Annotated in this window: 13 protein-coding genes and 3 pseudogenes; 2 read left to right on the forward strand and 14 right to left on the reverse strand. The window is 64.3% G+C overall.

What is annotated here, in order from left to right; all coding sequences use genetic code 11:
* The 11 genes and pseudogenes from ABIE57_RS19365 to ABIE57_RS19415 form a co-directional block, all read right to left on the reverse strand.
* A partial coding sequence (locus tag ABIE57_RS19365) for a transposase (RefSeq protein ID WP_354540694.1) occupies positions 1-167 on the reverse strand: 167 nt, incomplete at its 3' end.
* 143 nt (positions 168-310) lie between these two features.
* A complete protein-coding gene (locus ABIE57_RS19370) occupies positions 311-1,648 on the reverse strand; it encodes a S8 family serine peptidase (RefSeq protein ID WP_354540681.1) in 1,338 nt (445 codons plus the stop codon).
* Positions 1,649-1,704: 56 nt separating this feature from the next.
* A pseudogene (locus tag ABIE57_RS19375) lies at positions 1,705-2,286 on the reverse strand (S8 family serine peptidase); the annotation flags it as partial.
* A gap of 517 nt (positions 2,287-2,803) precedes the next feature.
* A complete protein-coding gene (locus ABIE57_RS19380; RefSeq protein WP_354540682.1) occupies positions 2,804-3,784 on the reverse strand; it encodes an AAA family ATPase in 981 nt (326 codons plus the stop codon).
* Between the two features lie 342 nt (positions 3,785-4,126).
* Positions 4,127-4,318, reverse strand: a complete 192-nt coding sequence (locus tag ABIE57_RS19385; RefSeq protein ID WP_354540683.1) for a hypothetical protein — start codon at positions 4,316-4,318, stop codon at positions 4,127-4,129.
* Entirely contained in the window at positions 4,281-4,535 is a 255-nt protein-coding gene (locus ABIE57_RS19390; RefSeq protein ID WP_354540684.1) for a hypothetical protein, read from the reverse strand. Before ABIE57_RS19390 ends, ABIE57_RS19385 begins: the two co-directional genes overlap by 38 nt.
* The gene (locus tag ABIE57_RS19395; protein WP_354540685.1) at positions 4,532-5,206 is read right to left on the reverse strand and encodes a YcbK family protein; all 675 of its coding nucleotides are present in this window, start codon (positions 5,204-5,206) and stop codon (positions 4,532-4,534) included. The genes ABIE57_RS19390 and ABIE57_RS19395 overlap by 4 nt, the downstream gene beginning before the upstream one ends.
* 75 nt (positions 5,207-5,281) lie before the next feature.
* Positions 5,282-5,590, reverse strand: coding sequence for a hypothetical protein (locus ABIE57_RS19400; RefSeq protein ID WP_354540686.1), 309 nt, complete (start codon positions 5,588-5,590; stop codon positions 5,282-5,284).
* Positions 5,591-5,650: 60 nt separating this feature from the next.
* A complete protein-coding gene (locus ABIE57_RS19405; protein WP_354540687.1) occupies positions 5,651-6,727 on the reverse strand; it encodes a DUF2793 domain-containing protein in 1,077 nt (358 codons plus the stop codon).
* A gap of 10 nt (positions 6,728-6,737) precedes the next feature.
* Positions 6,738-10,784 carry a baseplate multidomain protein megatron gene (locus ABIE57_RS19410; RefSeq protein WP_354540688.1) on the reverse strand — a complete coding sequence of 1,349 codons (4,047 nt, stop codon included), beginning with the start codon at positions 10,782-10,784 and terminating at the stop codon, positions 6,738-6,740.
* Between the two features lie 25 nt (positions 10,785-10,809).
* Positions 10,810-11,727 (reverse strand): annotated as a pseudogene (locus ABIE57_RS19415) (phage tail tape measure protein); the annotation flags it as partial.
* A gap of 70 nt (positions 11,728-11,797) precedes the next feature.
* On the opposite strand from ABIE57_RS19415, the gene ABIE57_RS19420 reads away from it, so the two are divergent.
* Both ABIE57_RS19420 and ABIE57_RS19425 read left to right on the forward strand, forming a co-directional pair.
* Positions 11,798-12,010 (forward strand): AbrB/MazE/SpoVT family DNA-binding domain-containing protein, encoded by a 213-nt coding sequence (locus ABIE57_RS19420; protein ID WP_354540690.1) that lies wholly within the window; start codon positions 11,798-11,800, stop codon positions 12,008-12,010.
* On the forward strand, positions 12,010-12,390 hold the full coding sequence (locus tag ABIE57_RS19425; RefSeq protein ID WP_354540691.1) for a type II toxin-antitoxin system VapC family toxin: 381 nt from the start codon (positions 12,010-12,012) through the stop codon (positions 12,388-12,390). Before ABIE57_RS19420 ends, ABIE57_RS19425 begins: the two co-directional genes overlap by 1 nt.
* On the opposite strand, the gene ABIE57_RS19430 is transcribed toward ABIE57_RS19425, so the two are convergent.
* The 3 genes and pseudogenes from ABIE57_RS19430 to ABIE57_RS19440 form a co-directional block, all read right to left on the reverse strand.
* On the reverse strand, positions 12,380-12,553 hold the full coding sequence (locus ABIE57_RS19430; RefSeq protein WP_354540692.1) for a DUF7697 family protein: 174 nt from the start codon (positions 12,551-12,553) through the stop codon (positions 12,380-12,382). The genes ABIE57_RS19425 and ABIE57_RS19430 overlap by 11 nt on opposite strands.
* Positions 12,554-12,621: 68 nt before the next feature.
* Positions 12,622-13,068, reverse strand: a complete 447-nt coding sequence (locus ABIE57_RS19435) for a phage-derived protein YdaY family protein (RefSeq protein ID WP_354540693.1) — start codon at positions 13,066-13,068, stop codon at positions 12,622-12,624.
* Positions 13,069-13,337: 269 nt separating this feature from the next.
* A pseudogene (locus tag ABIE57_RS19440) lies at positions 13,338-13,889 on the reverse strand (ATP-binding protein); the annotation flags it as partial.
* Positions 13,890-13,963 lie beyond the last annotated feature (74 nt).

A 13,963-nucleotide genomic window follows, 5' to 3' on the forward strand; every position in this document is an offset into this window, starting at 1 on the left:
TACAATAGATTGGGGGCCACGCCATTGCGGCGCGCGACTACAGAAATGCTGGCCCGGTCATCCAACGTTTCTTCGACAATGCGCAGCTTCTCGGCCGCACTCCAGCGACGACGACGACCGCCATCAGTTATGATTTCTATCTCAGACATAAGCACGTGCTCAGGCATATACCTAAGCCTCCATGGTTATGCCCAAGTGTCCGGTCGAAAAAGGGGCCAGTTCATACACCAACAGTCGAAAACCTGATGCCCCGCTGATCTGGATCTACGCATCCGAAGTCCCCGGGCGACATTCGTTGAGCCCAAAGCTGCTACACCTCGATACTGACGCCACCCGCCACAAGCGCAGCGGCCTCAATGGCGATCGGGGTAATCAGATCGACGTCAACGTCGGGTGTCTCGATCCCCACAACCAGCGCATAACGCGCCTTGCTTTCGACTCTCCCAAGCGCGTTGCGTTCCCGCCACCAACCAGAGATAGGGTAGACGTAGAGCAGGTCGCGTTCGACGAGTTCGACGGCACTCCCCTCCCAGATGTCTGTATGGATTGAACCTGCTGAAATTGACTTCGGCCCAAAAAACCAACCGTCGTTGTCTTCGTTGATCGGGCGTGGATCGTCTTCAGCGCGATCGTCTTTGTTAACCCGACGCAGAAAATTCCCGTCCGTTTCCCGTGCCCGTTTCAGATCGAAGCGTAGGCCGAACGCCTGGTACCTGGCCGGGTCGATGGCGCTCGCGAAGCTCGGATTGGGTTCGACGAAGTACGAAAGGGTAACCTTCAGACGGACTCGTTCATCTCCAAGACTTTCAAGGACGGACCGAGGCCAAGGCAGACGATAAACGTGGGCGTCGCCAAACCGCACATTGCTGTTCTCGGTCCGGAAAGGTTGGATATGCCGTTGCGCGACCAAGGCAAGATCGTCTCTCGCCGATGCCAGCGATCTACGAAGCTCGGGTACTCCATAGCCGTATTTTCTGGCCAAGTTTTTCCGTTCAAGCTTTGCCGACGTCCCATCGAACTCGGGAAGCATATGTGGTGTCCAACGCGCGCTGTGCACCATCAGCGCACGGACCATTTCGGGCCAGTACCCCGGATATTCAGCCATGATGCGCGCAGCCATTCTTGCGGCTTGCGCTGTTGCGGCACTCGTCGCCCAGAAAGGCGCGACGGGATGAATTCCGACGGCTTTGGAAGTCGTCAGCAGGGAGAGCGAGGGAAGGCCCGACAAGGCCTCTGCCCCAGATCGGCTGAGTGCACGGTTCCCTGCCTCCAACACGATCTCCGGCTTAATCGGAGACTGGCTTGAACGCCAGAGCGCGGTCGTCCGACTGTAAGGGCTGCGATCTCCTGGCCGCGACCACCCGGACCAATCCCGGTAAGCACGTTCGGCGATGTCGGATTTTAGAGTGGAGCCGCCCACCGTCAGCACATTCCAAGCTTGTGCGGGATCTTCCCCTGGGAAGGCATCGCCATCAGCGATTTCCTCGGCCCGCGAATTGTCTCCGATATTGCCGATTGCCTGAACAAACAGCCGCCGAACGTGGTCGGGCCCCTCGTCAACCGCATCGGCACCGGAACTGATTTGATCGAGCGCGGCGCTCCAACCCGTCGGTTCTGCGCCCGACCGGTTCTTGTTCGTGACAGCCATGCAATAGACCCTTGCGCGGTCTGAAGCCGCAATCCCGGCAGCGCAGCGGCCGAGGTCGTGATGGCACCATAGGAAAACGGGTCGTTCGGCTCGAAGTCATCTGGAGGAAGTATTTTCACGGATTCAAGGCGATGCGCCATAGTCGGCCGGGATGTGTCGCCCAACGGCGCTGTCAGATCACCATGCAGTGCCAGACCTGCCATGCCCGATCCATGGCCAATTTCACTGTGGTCATCGACACCCCAGGAAGAAACTACGGCGTGCATGTCGCCCGGCGTCAGGGCGGGTTCGATTAGCGGATGTCCCCGATTGACGCCCGTATCGAGCAAGCAGACGGCAGGAACCTCTCGCCCGGGCCAGGTAATCCGTTCGGCCAGATCATCAACAAACGCGTTGGCCATCCCTGAAAGTTCGTCGGTGAAAACCGTGGGTGTGTCGGTCGCCCGCCGGATCTCTGCAATGCCTCCCGTAGAAAAGAGGAGCAGTTCAATGGCTGCGCGCCGACCGTAGACGGGTATGACAATAACCTCCGGAAATTGCAGGCGCGTGTCATCGGGGCCAATGGTCAACCCGAGCCGAAATGCGAGATCCTCGACACGCTGAAGGCGATCTTTGAAGCACCAAAGTGCCCACCACATTTCCACCTGCGGGTCTTCCGGCAGTGCAGAAGGGTCATCTCGCCAGAAGGTCTGAAGGCGAGCGGTACGAATATGCTCTACCGGTTCAACGCGCGATTTTTTCGGTGCCGGCGCACCCGCTTCGACCTCTTTGAACGCATAGTCTCGGAAGACCGCTTCAAATACATCACGACTGTTATCCGGCACGAAGAGCGCTATGCGGCGTGCGCCAGTCGCCGAAATCGTCACTGCGCCTTGGCGAGTGCCTTCTTTTTTCTTTTCAAGCGTCGTTGGCCCCACAGACGGTGCCAGTTCAACCTCGAGATAGACGCCATCTGGCGGCAGTGCGCCAATTGGAAGTTCCAAGGCCTGCCGTCCGCGATCTGCCAAGTCGAACGCTGAACCAAGTTCGGCGAAGATCTGGCGGCCGTGTTCCTCGCGGATTCGCTGGAGTGTTCTCTGCCGCGCATTGCTCCCGGGGGATTTGTAGTCGCGGACCACGGCAAGTCCACTGAGATCAATGTGGCGATGCTCGTACTCAGCCAAGGTGCCCCTTTTCCTCGGTGAATACCGTTCTCATGCCTTGCCGCTTCTGCAGTTGGCGGGTCAGGTCGGCCGTAGAAATCTGATTGCGCTCTGAAAGAATGGCTTCCTTGACCGCTTCGCCAGCAGCGTGGGCAATCTCCGCCTGGCTGAGCCCATCCGCCGACAGTTCAATCGCCTTCCAGACAAGCTTGGGATATTTCATTGGCGATAGGTGGGTCTTGATGATCGCCCGAACTTCCTCTGGGCTGGGCATCTCAAACCGCAACACCTCGTCGAAGCGCCGCAGCAGGGCGCGGTCGAGGAGCGATGGATGGTTTGTCGCAGCAACAAGCAAACTGTCAGTGGCAGAAGGTTCCTCCATGAACTGAAGGAAGCTGTTCAGCACGCGCCGCATCTCGGCCACGTCGTTCGTCGCCAACCTGTTGCTGCCAACGGCGTCGAACTCATCGAACAGATACACGCCTCTGCGTTTCTGTGCCTCATCGAACACGAGCCGCAACTTCGCTGCCGTTTCGCCCATAAAGCGGGTGATGAGGGTTTCGAGACGGATGACGAACAGAGGCAATCGCAGTTCACCCGCCAGCGCCTCTGCAGTCATTGTTTTGCCCGAGCCGGGTGGCCCGGCAAACAGCAGACGGCGGCTTGGGGTTTTGCCGTGTTCCCTCAGCCAGTCTCTCCGCTGCTGCTGAAGGACAACGGCATCGAGGTGCCCCTTGATGGAAGTGTTCAGTACCACATCCGCTAGCCGGATCCCCGGCTCTCTCAAATCCAACAGGCTGTCAAGATCGCCGCGCGGCCGTGAGAAGGAAATCGGCACAGAGGACTTTGCGCCCAGTTGGGATCGCGCCGCGTCGACGGCAGCGCGAATTTCTTCGGCGGTTGCGCGATGGCCCTGACGCGCTTCTCCCGCAGCAACCTGTAGCGCAATGGAGTAAAACTGTTCCTGATCGCCCTCGGCTTGGCTCCTCAGCATCGCCAGTATCTGTTTTGCATTTGACACCGCGCGGCCCCTACCGGTTTTCGTTTTCAAGTAACAGTAGATCAGCCCGACTGATTTGGGAAGCTTCGGAAATTCGCACCATCCGCCGAACTGTTGGTTTCGGCCCGCGCCCAAAATGGTTCGGTCCTGCGGCAGACGGGCCCCAAGGTGGACAATCGTGCACTTTTGGGTGCAGGACAATTTTTGCCTCGGCGTGCCATTAGTCAGGGAATTTATCGCCGCTCTTTTAAACCGTAAACCCGTGAAACGGGCCGGGCGTGATTGTGCGGTCGAGGCGTCTGCCGCTTTCCGCAGGGCGATTGCCCGGCCCGTCTTTCACCCGCACGCCCGCGCCTGGTCGCGCAGGACGGCGTAGTCGCCGAGCATCCGAACGATCATCGCGTTTTCCGGCAGTGCACCCACCTCTGCGGCGGCGCGCGATTGTTCGGCTGCGCTGTATTCCACCACCGGCGGGCAGGCCACTTGGGCATCAGAACCGCCCGTCGCGCAGGCGCTGAGCCAGAGCATCAGGGTCACGAGGACGGCGGCTGGCGGCTTCCAGCATCTGGCGTTGAATTTCATGGCTCTTCTCCGATGTTGAAAGCCGCTCCGCCAGCCGCCCGGCGCGCTCCCCGGCGCGGCGAAGGTTCAGCAGAAACAGGACGATGGTGAGGGCGGCCAGCATCAGGCCCAGCGCTTTGCGCGCCGGGCCGCTTGCAAGGAGTGCGGCAATCCAGCCGATCATCTCTGGCCCCGCTTCCAGTCATCGATCCGGGCATGGATCGCGACGGCGATGCCGATCAGTGCCAGGGCAATGAACACCCAGCGCAGGGTATCGAGATAAGGCACCAGTGGCAGAATTGCGGATTGCGTCTCGGCAAGAACCTGCTGCGCCACCTCGACCCCGGCCGCACCGACCGTGGCCACCCCGGCCGCGCCACCACCCTTGAGCGTGCGACTGTCGGCCAGCACCTCACGGGCAGGCGGGATTTCCGGCACAAACGGTGTGGCACGGGGCGGAAAGGGATCGCCCCAGCTGCGGGCGGGCCCGAGATCGATATGCATGAAGCCCGAGCGCGGGTAATACCCGAAGCCGAGGAACCCCGCCGCCCTTGCAGCCGCCTCAAAGACAACGGGGTCGTGGTTCGACATGGCGATATCAAACGCCGTGCCTTCCATATGCTTCGATGCCTTTGCGCCGCCGACCGCGCGGTTATGCGCCGGGCTGCGATAGGCCGAGCGGACGATCAGCGGCTTGCCGAGGCGGTTGCGCAGGGACTGCAGCTTGTCCATGGCTTCGGTGTTGATCCTGATCGCACCGGCATCGCGCGAGGCGATCTCGGCGGGCGAAAAGCTGGGCCAGCGCCAGACGCTTTCGGGCACGTCGCGGAAATGGGCATAGGTCGTTGTCGGCATGGGGATCCTCCAGGCATGCAAAACCCGCCTGTGGGGCGGGTCGGGTGACGGATTGGTTTGTGAGTTGGTGGCGCGTCAGTCAGCACGACCGCGCTGGAAGGCTTCAAACATGACGTCCCGCATGGCGCGGATATCGGTCTCGATCCGCTCCAGCCGGTCGGCATCGACCTTGCGGTCCTCGGCGCGCTGTTTGTCGATGCGGTCGCGCTCGGCGTTGAGCTCGCGGTCGAGGCGGTCCAGCATCGCCTCGTTGGTGAACGCTTTGCGGGTGACGGTGGCGGCGATGGCCAGGATGCCGCCGATCAGCGCGGTGACGGCAGCGGTCATGCCATTGTCGCGAAAGACCTGCCCGACCTCCTGCAGCAATGAGGTGCGTTCTGTCATGGTGATATCCTTTGGTCGTGGGTCTGGTGTTGGTGTGAAACAAGGTTCTGCCGGGGTGCCTCAGCCGACCTTGCAGCCCCAGAAGGACGTCTGATCGGCCGCGAAAAACCCGTCCTGCGCACGGAAATACCCCTGCAACTCGACGGTATCGCCCGCGGTCAGAGGCACCATGGTCTGCAGCCAGAGGGCGGTGGCGAGCGAGACGTGGCCGCCGCTGATTTCACCGAAGGAGCCACGGATTTCCGTGGCTCCATTAAGCACCAGCCGCCCGCGCATCCGGGCCGAAGTGCTGGCATTGACCTTGTAGAGCAGCGTCGCGCCGAAAAGGTAGGTGCCGGAGGCGGGCGCGGTAAAGAGATTGGTGGCGGCGTCGAACACGCCCTGATCGTTATAGTCTGCGTTGTTGAGGCCGATCTTCGTCCAGGTTCCGACGCCGACGTAATTGTCGAAGTTGGTCCAGGCCTTGAAGCGCGGCAGTTGCGGCTGGTCGGCAATGCCGGTGGCGTTGTCGATGCTGAGCCCGTCGAAGAACGTGCTGCCATCGGGGGAGACCGCGAGGCGCAGCCTGTCCGAGCCGAAGAGCCCCAGCAGCGCCCTGGTCACGAACCCGGTCTGCAATGTCAGACCGAGATCATCGGCGGCGGCCTCCTTGTTCATGGTGTAGAACAGATCGCCGGTCCCCCCCTCGGCCACGGTCTTCGCCGTCCAGAGTGCGGCGTTCAGTTTGGCCGCGAACGGGGTGGCGGCATCGGCGGTGGTGCCCACGCCCAGCAGCGCGAGGTTCTGCAGAGCCGCCGGGGTTGTGCCGACCCAGCCCACGCCGTCATAAACCAGCAGCAAACGCTCGTCTTCGACCCAGACCCGCCAGCCGGTGCGGGGCGGCAGGCGCAGCCAGGCACCGTCGGACCAGAGGGCGACGTTCAGATCCCACCCGGCCCAGTCGCCGGTGGCACCTGAGGCCACTATGTAGCGGTCCCCATCGACCGGGCTTGTCGGGGGTGCTGCCAGATCACGGCCGATCACCGAGAGCTGCACCAGCCCGTCGAGCAGGCGCAGCGCCTCGTTGTGGGTGACATGCTTTTGGGCCTGCGCGGCCAGAATATAGGGCAGCAGCAGGTTGGTCGTAGCGTCGGACATGAGAGGTCTTTCAGAAGTTGAGGGTGACGGATCGCCCAGCGCCCCGGCCGATCAGGGCCGAGAGCTGGAAGATGCGGATATCAAGGGTCTGGCCGGGTCCGAGCGGCGCGCCCCAATCGGCGGTCTGCTGCGTTGCGGTGTAGAGGACGCTGGTCGTGGCAGTCGTAAAGGATCGCTTGACAACTGACCCGTCCAGAATGTCGACCTCATAGGCCTCGGTCTCTTCGGCAAGCGGCACATCACCTGCGTTCCAGCTGTCGGCGGCCAGCGATCGTGAGCGCCGCACCCAGCGGATGGTCAGGTCGCCGGGGCTGCGGGCAAAGCGCCAGGGCTGTTCGACATGGCCTACCGAAAACGGCCGCAGCCCAGCGCCCTCGGGAGTGAAACCGACCGCGGTGTAAGTCTCATCACTGACGGGTTTTGAGACCGGGCCGATGCGCCAGTTCCATGGCAGACCCAGATCAGCCTCGCTGATTGGTAGCGAAGCCAGTGTCGTGTCCAGCACCACGACGCGGGCGCCAGATGGCACCACGCTGGCGATGGCAGTTTCCGTGCCGCGCTGGCCCCGCAGCAAGCGGATCAGGCGGTAGCGCCCGGCGGCGATCAGCTCCACGCTGCCCGCCTGGACAATTTCCCACTGGCTAGGACCTGTTTCGATCGCCAGCGCGTTGGCCCCGCCAAAGAGGGCGAGATCGGTGACGCTTTCCAGCGTTCCGGAGAAGAGATCGACCAGCAGCGCATTGCCGTGATCGAAGCGCGATACCGGCCCGGCAAAGAGGTCGGCGGCCAGCACGCCGATGCTGGCGCGGGTGCCGAATGTGGTCAGCAGCGCAAACCCATCTGTGGCGGCGCTGCGAAACACCGCCAGCTCCCCCGGCCATGGCCTGGCATGGGCCGCGACCAAGGGTCGGTGCGCGGGTTGATCGTCGCGCAGCTGCGGCAGATCGAGCAGGACGATCTCGGGCGCGCCGAACACCGTGGGGGTTGCCAGCGTGGTCGGGCGGGCCTGCCCGGGTGGCAGATCGTAGGTGCTGCGATCCTGGCGCACGGCGTCGACGCTGCGCAGGTCGGAGTCGGCGATGGACACGAGCCGCATCTCTGTCAGGCGGCCATCGTGGTCGAGCAGGATCACGTCCGCCGGATCGAGTGCCAGACGCGAGGGCGGCAGGCGGAACGCGGCCGTCTCCCGGCCCACCCAGGCCTCCATCAGGGCGCGGCGGCAGCGGCGCTCGGCCTCCTCGGGCGGGACGGCGAGGGGGAAGGCTTCCGAGGCGATGCGCGCGCTTTCCACGGTGATGCGCCGGGCTTCGACCTGTGCTGTATCGTACTCCTCGTCGGCGCGGGTGATCTGCCATTTGAGCGCCTGCGGCAGTTCGGATTCCTGCGCGCGGGTGAGCTCCATCACATCGCCCTCTGCGGCGGAGGACGCCACCATAGCATCCGGGGTGACGGTGACGCGGGCCATCTGGCCGCGCATCACGAAGCGGATGCGGCCCTCGCTTTCCACCGCGTCAAACCCGAAATGCCGCGCCAGGGTGCCGATCGAGGCGCGCGGCGCTTCCAGCGCGGTAATGACATAACCCTCGACAGCGCCCCAGAGGGTGGAGACGTCGATCTGGTCTTCCGGCAGCCCGGCGCGGAGGCAGAGGTCACGCACCAATGCCGCCAGCGACGCAGCCCCCAGCCGCCCGGTGAGCCAGTGGCCCAGCCGCCAGTTCGGGCCATCGCTCCAGATACTGGTCAGTTCGGGAAAGAACGGATAGGGGCGGGCATCCCAGGTCCAGGCGGCGCAGTCGGGCAGATGCACCATGGGGCTGCCGTCGACCGACGACACCGGGTTGTTCGCGGCCTCGCTCCACCAGAGATACATGGCCTCCAGATAGGCCCGCTGGATCGCATCATCGCGCCAGCCGCGCGAGAAATGCGGCACCTCGCTTTCCGAGGATTTTGGATCAACAAACACATTGGGCTGGTTGGTGCCGCGATCAATCGCAGGACAGCCCAGTTCGGTGAACCAGATCGGCTTGGATTGTGGCACCCACGCGGTCGGTGTCCCGCTCTCGACCCCACCGGGCCCGTTGAAATGCGGGTTTTGCCACCAGCTACGCAGATCCTTGAAGCGGAACACCCATGGCTTGTCCGCGCCGCCATCGGTAATCGGCGTCCTGATCTGCGCCGCGCGATCCGCTGCGCTAGCATGGAACCAGTCAAACCCTTCGCCGCCCGCGATGTTCGATTGCAGATAGGCGCGGTCATGGATCGCGGGCCAGCCGCCCTGCGCATCAAGATGCTCGAACCCGTCGCGCCAGTCCGACAGCGGCATGTAATTATCGATGCCGATGAAGGTGATGCTGGCATCCGCCCAGAGCGGATCGAGGTGGAAATAGACATCCCCCGAGCCATCCTGCGGCTGGTGCCCGAAATACTCCGACCAGTCGGCGGCATAGCTGATCGCGGTTTCCGCACCCAGAATGCTGCGCACATCCGCCGCCAGATCGCGCAACGCCTGCACGGCGGGATAGGTGCTCACGTCAGAGCGGATCGTGGTCAGCCCGCGCATTTCCGAGCCGATCAGGAAGGCATCGACCCCGCCCGCCACCGCGCAGAGATGCGCGTAATGCAGCACCATGCGTCGCAGGCCCCAGTCCTCCACGGGCCCGGCCCAGCTGACAGCATCCCCGGACAGGCTGAAACTCGCGGGCATGGCCGCGCCGAAGAAGGCCGCGACCTGTGCTGCGGCGGCGCCGGTCTGGTCGACGCTCCCCGCGACCCCCGCCGCAGGCGAAGAGGTGATGCGGCCGCGCCAAGGGAATGCGGGCTGGCCGATCCCGGCGGCATTGTCGGAATACGGGTTCGGCAGGGTGTTGCCGGACGGCACATCCATCAGCAGGAACGGATAAAAGGTCACCCGCAGCCCGCGCGCCTTTATCTCCCGAATTGCCTGAACCACCGCGAAATCCGCCGGTGTGCCGCCAAAGGCCGGGCGGTCGTCGCTGTCCCGGCTCACAAGCAAGGCATTGGCGCGGCTGACACCATTCACCGACCAGGCGATGGGCGAGGTGATCTTGACGGGCAGTTCCACACCGGGCCGGATCCTGCAATGCCCGGCCCGCAGGTCATCGCCGAACCAGGCCACCACGAGGCTGACGCTTTCGATGCCCGGGACCGAGGCTTGCAGCCGGTCGAGCGCCACGGTGATATCGGTGGTCTCCGCGAGGGCGTTGAGATTGTCGGCGCGGGTGGCCCCACCCGGACCGGACAATCTCCTGACCGGTTGCGTCGCGTAGATGAACTCGCCCGAGGCCGGGATCATCGTGACAGCCTTGACCAGCCCCTCGGCGGTGTCGGGATCGGGCAGCGGGCGAAACACCTCGAAAGAAAGCTGCGGCAGGCGGTTGCCAAAGGCGGAGAGCGCCAGCTCCTCGAAGACCACATAGGCGGTGCCGCGATACGCAGGCGTGTTGGCGGCCCCCATTCTGGCGGCGATGAACGGATCGGGCTCCTGCGCCTCGTCGCCGGGATACCAGCGCCAGGTGACGCCAGAGAGGTCCATCGGCTTGCCATCGGCCCAGATGCGCCCCACACCGGTGATCCCCCGCCCTGCCGGGCCTCCTCCGCCTCCATTCTCTCCACTGGAGAGAATGGTCCCTCCGGGACCGGCTTCGGAGCCTTCCGAGAGCGCCACGGCGAAGGAGGCGAAGTAGAGAAACTCGGTGGTGGTGACCTTTGGCCCGCCGCCCTTGCCGCCGCCCTGACGGCTGGTCTTGGTCTCCTCGCGGAAATCCGTGGCCCAGATGATGTTGCCGCCGATCCGCATGCGCCCGAAGAGGCGCGGGATCACCGCGCCTTCGGTCGACGCGGTGATGGTCAGGCTGTCCAGCCGCGCGCCCTCGATGCGTTGCGCGGGCGCCAGTGCCGAGACGATCCAGTTGTCGAGCACGCCGCCAAGGCTGGAGCCGACAAAGCCGCCGATGCTGGCGGCACTGACGCCAAGGAGGCTGCCGCCGATCGACCCGCCGATGGCGGTGCCGACGGCACCGAGGACAAGGGTTGCCATGATGAAAAACTCAGATGTGGTTGGAGCGCGGGAACAGGAAGGCGAAGGCGATGCGCCGCCGCCAGGCGGGGGTGAGGGCCGCGAAAGTGGCGGCGATGGAGGCCAGACGGCCGATATTGTCGAAGAGCGCCCTGATGGCGATGCCGAGCGGTCCGGTGCGGCTGGCAACCGCTGCCAGAGCGTTCGCCACCGCCTCCAGCGCCGGGGCGGCGGCGACGGCGAGCTGGTTCGAGACCCCGCGCCAGATCAGCCCCAGCCGCGAGATCGCATCATTGGTGCGCTCGATCTGGCCCGCGTCCTGATCCGAGACCACCACCCCGAAGGCCAGAACATCCTCGGTCGCCTGGCGCAGTGTGGCCGTGTCGATCCGGGTGAAGACCAGAGCTGCGCGGTCGCCAAAGAGCGTTGAGGCGACAGCGGCGCGCTCGGCCTCGGGGACAAACTGGCCCAGCGCCTCCTGTATGGTGGCGATGCGCTGATCCAGTGGCAGGCGCTGCGGGTCTTCGGCCGAAAGCTGCAGGCGGCGCAGCGCCTCCACCGCCGGTCCGGTCCCGGCCGCCGCCTGGCTCAGCCGCCGTGTCAGCTGCACGGTGGCTTGCTCGACCTGACCCATCGACACGCCCGCCAGATCGCCCGCGCGCTCGAGCACCTGAATGCTGGCAACAGTGGTGTCGAGCGAGGCCGCTAGCTTGGCCTGCGCATCCACCGTTTGCAGCCCCGAGCGGATCATCGCGACCCCGGCGGCGGCCAGCGCGACCGTTGCGGCGGCGGCCGCCACGCGTGCACGACGCGCGAAGGCCGCCATGCGGGCATTGGCCAGATCCATCTCGCGCGACAGACGGCCAAAGCCCCGCGCGCCTGCTTCGCCCACGCCCTCAAGCTCGGCGCGCACCTGGCGGCCGCCTTCCGCAACGAGGCGCACGGAAACGTGTTTCTCAGCCATGGATCAGAATCCTTGAATTTGGGATGTGTCTGTCTTACGTTTGGCGCATCGATAAACAAGTGGTATGATCATGTCCGAGACCGCGACCCTCTCCTCGAAGTTCCAGATCTCGATCCCGAAGGCGATCCGGAGTGCCCAACACTGGAAAGCCGGGCTGACCTTTGCGTTCATTCCGAAGGGCACCGGCGTTCTGCTGGTCCCGGTCCCGGAGCGGGAGGCCCTGAAAGGTCTTGCGCGCGGGGCATCGGGCAGCGACTACCGTGACCGCACGGACCGGGTCTGATGATCCTTGTCGATACCTCGGCATGGATCGAGTGGCTGATTGGCTCTCCCACCGGGGAGGTGGTGGCAAAAGACCTGCCGGAACAGGCGGAGTGGCTGGTGCCGACCATGGTGCAGCTGGAGCTCGCGAAATGGCTCACCCGCGAGGTGGGCGAGGACAAGGCCGATCAGGTGATCGCCTTCACGCAGGTCTGCGAGGTTGTTCCGCTCGACACCGATATTGCGCTGGCCGCGGCTGACGCGTGCCGCATCCACAAGCTGGCCACCGCCGATGCCATCATTCTGGCGACCGCGCAGGCGCGGGGCGCGCGTCTCCTGACCTGCGACCAGCATTTTGCGGGGCTGCCGGGCGCCACTGTGATCAAGAAGATCAAGACCTGACGGCGTGTTCTCTCTCACCGGCTATCTCTTCGTTCAGTTTGCGCACCATCACCGCCTCGATCCCGGGCAGCAGTTCGGCGGCGATGAGGGGGTCAATGCCTAAGCCGCTCGCGAGGGCCAATGCCGCGCCCATGTCCCAGCCCAGCACCGCACCGGGGGTCACGCGGATCTGGCCGCCCAGACGACCGACCAGATCCCAGATCTGCCAGCCTTCAAAGGTGGCGGGTCGGTTCAGTCTTGCGGGGCAGTCCGGGCAGCTTTGCTCGCGGCCCTCAAAGGGCGGGCAGGCGGCGCAATAGCGCTCGCCCCCGCCGAAGGACCACTCGGCGCGAGCGATGAGGCGTTTTTTTCCGCGTCCAGAATGAGACCGCGCGCGACATAGGAGGTCTGGAACGCCTCGAAGACCGGCCAGATCTCCAGCAGCGCATCAATGCCCTCGGGCGTGACCGGCACGACATTGCCCGCGTCATCGCCGACGCCCTCCCAGTCCAGCACGGCGCGGCGGGCGACGGCTTTGGCCATGGCGAGCGCCAGCTCTTCCTGACTGGCATCTTCGGACAAAGCCTCGATGGTGGCATCGGCCCGGGCCGCGACCATCAGCGCGGTGGTCAGAGGTGCGACCTGCAGGCGCAGGCCTGGGGCAAGCTCGAGCCATTCGGGGGTGGCAGTGAGGTTCATGCTGGTCGCCATCGCGCTGGCCAACAAGATGGCGCGGGGGCTGTGGGCCATGTTGACGAAAAACGAGGAATACCGGGGGCCGGTGATGGTGGGGTAATACTGCGACCCCGCCAAAATCGACCGCCCGGAAGTGTGAGGAAGGCAATGACCCGCATGGGCAAATGATCGATCAGATCGGGATCAGGAGACCCAGAGGAATCCAGAGCGTCAACCAGAACGCGTTTCCCTGATTTGGGCCTGAGGCCCGCAGCATCCGGAAGCGGCACCTTGATCTTGAGATCGAAACGACCGGCGCGCAGGACTGCAGGATCGATGCGGTCGATAAAGTTACACGCACCCACCACGATCACGCCTTCTTGCAGCGCGATGGCGTTCATCTCACCCAGGAATCCGTTGATCACTTGGGTGCGGTAGTTCGAGTTGTGCGGGTCGCGGCTGGCTCGTGATCCGACGGCATCGATCTCGTCGATGAAGAGAATGCAGGGCGCGCGGCTCCGCGCCTCGGCAAAGGTCTTGCGCATCTCGCGCAGCATATCTCCCAGGTGGCCCGCCGCCTGCCATTCCGCGAAGCTGCCGGTCACGCAAGCGATACCGGCGCTGGCCCCCATGGCGCGGGCCAGCCACGTCTTGCCAGTTCCGGGTGGGCCGTAAAACAGGGTTGAGCGCGAGAGGTCGGACCATGCGACCTGACCGGCTTTCCAAAGCAGAAGATCGGCAACCATACGCCGCGCCGCCAAAAGGGCAGGGCTGTCGCCGGCCATATCTTCGAGTCGGGGCACATCTTTGCGGTCGGTCAGCGTCTGTCTGACGTCAGCACCCATGGGACAGTTTAGGCATATTGCGGAACGGAGGGTTTCCGGCTCATCGTAGCCTTCATGGAGCGAAGATGAGCAAG

It is taken from the genome of Roseovarius sp. MBR-6, from assembly GCF_040547525.1.
In the GTDB taxonomy this organism is placed as follows: domain Bacteria; phylum Pseudomonadota; class Alphaproteobacteria; order Rhodobacterales; family Rhodobacteraceae; genus Roseovarius.

Coding starts and splice junctions, on each gene's coding strand:
- ABIE57_RS19435 (WP_354540693.1), bottom strand. CDS start 13,068: ATGAACCTCACTGCCACCCCCGAATGGCTCGAGCTTGCCCCAGGCCTG.
- ABIE57_RS19390 (WP_354540684.1), bottom strand. CDS start 4,535: ATGATCGGCTGGATTGCCGCACTCCTTGCAAGCGGCCCGGCGCGCAAA.
- ABIE57_RS19405 (WP_354540687.1), bottom strand. CDS start 6,727: ATGTCCGACGCTACGACCAACCTGCTGCTGCCCTATATTCTGGCCGCG.
- ABIE57_RS19420 (WP_354540690.1), top strand. CDS start 11,798: ATGTCCGAGACCGCGACCCTCTCCTCGAAGTTCCAGATCTCGATCCCG.
- ABIE57_RS19410 (WP_354540688.1), bottom strand. CDS start 10,784: ATGGCAACCCTTGTCCTCGGTGCCGTCGGCACCGCCATCGGCGGGTCG.
- ABIE57_RS19385 (WP_354540683.1), bottom strand. CDS start 4,318: ATGCTCTGGCTCAGCGCCTGCGCGACGGGCGGTTCTGATGCCCAAGTG.
- ABIE57_RS19380 (WP_354540682.1), bottom strand. CDS start 3,784: ATGCTGAGGAGCCAAGCCGAGGGCGATCAGGAACAGTTTTACTCCATT.
- ABIE57_RS19400 (WP_354540686.1), bottom strand. CDS start 5,590: ATGACAGAACGCACCTCATTGCTGCAGGAGGTCGGGCAGGTCTTTCGC.
- ABIE57_RS19395 (WP_354540685.1), bottom strand. CDS start 5,206: ATGCCGACAACGACCTATGCCCATTTCCGCGACGTGCCCGAAAGCGTC.
- ABIE57_RS19425 (WP_354540691.1), top strand. CDS start 12,010: ATGATCCTTGTCGATACCTCGGCATGGATCGAGTGGCTGATTGGCTCT.
- ABIE57_RS19370 (WP_354540681.1), bottom strand. CDS start 1,648: ATGGCTGTCACGAACAAGAACCGGTCGGGCGCAGAACCGACGGGTTGG.